Source organism: Ideonella azotifigens, assembly GCF_006519715.1.
In the GTDB taxonomy this organism is placed as follows: Bacteria; Pseudomonadota; Gammaproteobacteria; order Burkholderiales; family Burkholderiaceae_C; genus Ideonella; species Ideonella azotifigens.
On the sequence record NZ_VIDT01000531.1, the window covers coordinates 1 to 3,938 of the forward strand.

At 65.6% G+C, this 3,938-nt stretch carries 4 protein-coding genes; all 4 read left to right on the plus strand.

Annotated elements, in window-relative coordinates; translation table 11 throughout:
- Positions 1–228 (plus strand): ANTAR domain-containing response regulator (locus tag FKP22_RS23410; RefSeq protein WP_170201036.1); only part of this gene is annotated, 228 nt, incomplete at its 5' end.
- A gap of 437 nt (positions 229–665) precedes the next feature.
- Positions 666–1,982 (plus strand): CmpA/NrtA family ABC transporter substrate-binding protein, encoded by a 1,317-nt coding sequence (locus tag FKP22_RS23415; RefSeq protein WP_141290080.1) that lies wholly within the window; start codon positions 666–668, stop codon positions 1,980–1,982.
- A 55-nt stretch (positions 1,983–2,037) separates the two neighbouring features.
- Positions 2,038–2,940 (plus strand): nitrate ABC transporter permease, encoded by a 903-nt coding sequence (gene ntrB, locus FKP22_RS23420; RefSeq protein WP_141290081.1) that lies wholly within the window; start codon positions 2,038–2,040, stop codon positions 2,938–2,940.
- Positions 2,941–2,958: 18 nt separating this feature from the next.
- A complete protein-coding gene (locus FKP22_RS23425) occupies positions 2,959–3,759 on the plus strand; it encodes an ABC transporter ATP-binding protein (RefSeq protein WP_141290082.1) in 801 nt (266 codons plus the stop codon).
- The last annotated feature ends 179 nt before the right edge of the window (positions 3,760–3,938 follow it).

Genomic DNA, 3,938 nt, shown 5'->3' on the forward strand with positions numbered 1-3,938 from the left:
ATCGCCCGCTTCGAGCACGAGCAGCAGCTGCGCACCGAGCTGGCGGCCGCCAAGGGCCAACTGGCCGAGCGCGAGATCGTCAACCGCGCCAAGGCCTTGCTGATGCAGCGCCATGGCCTGGAGGAACCGCAGGCCTACGCGCGCCTGCGCAAGACGGCGATGAACCAGGGCCAGACGATTGCCGAGATCTCGCGCCGGCTGCTGGAACTGGCCGACCTGTTTTCCTGAGCACCCCCAGACCTGTCGCTTCGCGCCAGGCCCCCCGAGGGGGTCAAGGAAACTTGGGGCGGCTCGGCGTTTCCTTGAGAACCGGACCGCCGATTCGCTCGGCTTTGGTGCAGGCAATTGGTGCAGCGCACGCTGCTGGGCCGCCGTTCTTGGTGCGGAATTCAAAAGGTACCTGTGTGCAGGGCCTCGCTCACCGGGCAAGACGACCTGAAGCCTGGCTGGCACATCGCTTGCATGTAGACATGCGCCGCTCAACGACGAGTGGCAATGATCAAGTTGTAGAAACCGAGAGGACCGAAGCCAACAGGGGCTAGGTTTCCTGGACAAAGGCGTCCGACCGACATGGCTTAGCAGCCCTGTCGTCGGGCGCTTTTTTTTCGCCTGTCGGTTTCACCGTCTGTTCTGTCTGTTGTCCGCCTGCTGAAGGAATTGCCCGCATGTACCCCGCCGAGCGCACCCCGGAACCCCGCCCCGAACACCCGCTGCTGAACCACCACAGCCTGGAAGCCGCCCAGCCCGAGCTGTCGCGCCGCAAGGTGCTGCAGGCCGCCTCGGCCGCCGCCATCGGCGCCATGGGCGTGGGGGCCGGCAGCCTGCCGGGCGGCGCCTGGGCGGCAGGTTCGGACAAGCCGGAGAAGGAGGAAGTGAAGATCGGCTTCATTCCGCTGACCGACTGCGCCAGCATCGTGATGGCCTCGGTGCTGGGCTTCGACAAGAAGTACGGCGTGAAGATCATCCCCAGCAAGGAAGCCAGCTGGGCCGGCGTGCGCGACAAGCTGGTCAACGGCGAGCTGGACATGGCCCACGTGCTCTACGGCCTGGTCTACGGCGTGCACCTGGGCGAGACCGGCCCCAAGAAGGACATGGCCGTGCTGATGACGCTGAACAACAACGGCCAGGCCATCAGCCTGTCCAAGAAGCTGGCCGACGCCGGCGCTGTGGACGGCCCCAGCCTGGCCAAGGTGATGGCCAAGGACAAGCGCGAATACACCTTTGCGCAGACCTTCCCCACCGGCACCCACGCGATGTGGCTGTACTACTGGCTGGCCTCGGCGGGCATCAACCCGATGAAGGACGCCAAGGTCATCACCGTGCCGCCGCCGCAGATGGTGGCCAACATGCGCGTGGGCAACATGGACGGCTTCTGCGTGGGCGAGCCATGGAACCACCGCGCCATCATCGACGGCATCGGCGTCACCGCCAACACCACGCAGGACATCTGGAAGGACCATCCGGAGAAGGTGCTGGGCACCACGGCGGATTTCGTCAAGAAGTACCCCAATACCGCGCGCGCCGTGGTCATGGCCGTGCTGGAGGCCAGCCGCTGGATCGACGCCAGCCTGTCCAACAAGAACAAGATGGCCGACACCATCGCCGACAAGTCCTACGTCAACACCAGCGTGGACGCGATCAACCAGCGCATCCTCGGCCGCTACCAGAACGGCCTGGGCAAGACCTGGGACGACCCGAACTACATGAAGTTCTTCAGCGACGGCGCGGTGAACTTCCCGTACCTGTCCGACGGCATGTGGTTCCTGACCCAGCACAAGCGCTGGGGCCTGCTGAAGGAGCACCCGGACTACCTGGCCACCGCGAAGCAGATCAACCAGATCGAGCTCTACAAGCAGGCCGCCTCGGCGCTGAACATCAGCGTGCCCAAGGACCCGCTGCGCAGTTCCAAGCTGATGGACGGCGTGGTCTGGGATGGCAAGGACCCGAAGAAGTACGCCGACAGCTTCGCCGTGCGCGCCTGAGCCCGTCCCGCGCCGCCAGCCCCCGCCCGCTCCACCCGCACCCCAGGAGATCACCATGGTCAGTGCCGTTTTCCACAGCCCTCTGAGCAGCAGTGCGACCCCACCGGTCGCGCCGACTGATGCCGCCGCCAAGGCAGCGCCCGCCACCCTCCCCGGCACCCCGGCACCGCGGCGACAACGCCTGTCCATCGACTGGCGGGCCGTCTGGCTGCGGGTGCTGCCGCCGGTGCTGGGCCTCGGGTTGATGATCGGCATCTGGGCGCTGCTGACCATCAAGTCGACCACCTTCCCGACGCCGCTGCAGACCTGGGACTCTGCCGTGCAGCTGTTCGCCGACCCGTTCTACCGCAAGGGGCCGAACGATCAGGGCATTGGCTGGAACAGCCTGTTCTCGCTGGAGCGCGTGGCCGTGGGCTTCGGGCTGGCAGCCGCGGTGGGCATTCCGCTGGGCTTCATCATCGGCCGCTTCGAGTTCATCAACCGCATGGTCTCGCCGCTGATCAGCCTGCTCAAGCCCGTTTCGCCGCTGGCCTGGCTGCCCATCGGCCTGCTGGTCTTCAAGAGCGCCAACCCGGCGGCGATCTGGACCATCTTCATCTGCTCGATCTGGCCGATGGTGGTCAACACGGCAGTCGGCGTGCAGCGCGTGCCGCAGGACTACCTCAATGTGGCCAAGGTGCTGAACCTGTCCGAATGGAAGGTCATCACCAGGATCCTGTTCCCCTCGGTGCTGCCCTACATGCTGACCGGCGTGCGCCTGTCGGTGGGCACGGCCTGGCTGGTGATCGTCGCGGCCGAGATGCTGACCGGCGGCGTGGGCATCGGCTTCTGGGTCTGGGACGAGTGGAACAACCTGAACGTGCAGCACATCATCATCGCGATCTTCGTGATCGGCATCGTCGGCCTCTTGCTGGAGCAGTTCCTGATGCTGCTTGCCAAGCGTTTTTCATACGACTGAACCCAAAGGATCACGATCATGAAACCGTTCATCGAAGTCCAGTCCGCCGAAGTCACGTTCCAGACGCGCAAGGGCCCGTTCCAGGCGCTGCGCGACATCGACCTGGCGATCCACAAGGGTGAGTTCGTCACCTTGATCGGCCACTCGGGCTGCGGCAAGTCCACGCTGCTGAACCTGATCGCCGGCCTGCTGAAAGCCACGCAAGGCGTGCTGATCTGCGACGGCAAGGAGATCAACGCGCCCGGCCCGGAGCGCGCCGTCGTGTTCCAGAACCATTCGCTGCTGCCGTGGCTGACCTGTTTCGAGAATGTCTACCTGGCAGTCGAGCGGGTCTTCGGCGGTGCCGAGCCCAAGGCCAAGCTGAAGGAACGCACCGAAGCGGCGCTGGAACTGGTAGGCATGGGCCACGCCACGCACAAGCGCCCGCACGAGATCTCCGGCGGCATGAAGCAGCGGGTGGGCATTGCCCGCGCGCTGGCGATGGAACCCAAGGTGCTGCTGATGGACGAGCCGTTTGGCGCGCTGGATGCGCTGACCCGCGCCAAGCTGCAGGACGAGCTGCTGAAGATCGTGGCCCGCACCAAGAGCACCGTCGTGATGGTGACCCACGACGTGGACGAGGCGGTACTGCTGTCGGACCGCATCGTGATGATGACCAACGGGCCGTCGGCCACGATTGGCGAGATCCTGCCGGTCACGCTGGACCGCCCGCGCGACCGTGTGGCGCTGGCCGAAGACCCGACCTATGTGCATGCCCGCAAGGCGGTGATCGACTTCCTCTACACGCGCCATGCGCATGTCGAGAAGCTGGCCGCGTGATCAGCCCATGATCACCTGCAGGCTGCGTTCATAACTGGCGGTCAGGCGATCGAAGATGTCCAGCAAGGCTTCACTCGATCGCGCCAACGCGCTGCGGCCCTCGGCACTGCCGGGGCCACGCAGGCCGCGCAGCAGACGCAGCCATTCGTCACGCGCCTGCACCAGCGCCTCGCGGATCT

What these genes read in the sequence shown, in the direction of transcription:
- FKP22_RS23415 (WP_141290080.1), top strand. Translation starts at nt 666, where the DNA reads ATGTACCCCGCCGAGCGCACCCCGGAACCCCGCCCCGAACACCCGCTG.
- ntrB (WP_141290081.1), top strand. Translation starts at nt 2,038, where the DNA reads ATGGTCAGTGCCGTTTTCCACAGCCCTCTGAGCAGCAGTGCGACCCCA.
- FKP22_RS23425 (WP_141290082.1), top strand. Translation starts at nt 2,959, where the DNA reads ATGAAACCGTTCATCGAAGTCCAGTCCGCCGAAGTCACGTTCCAGACG.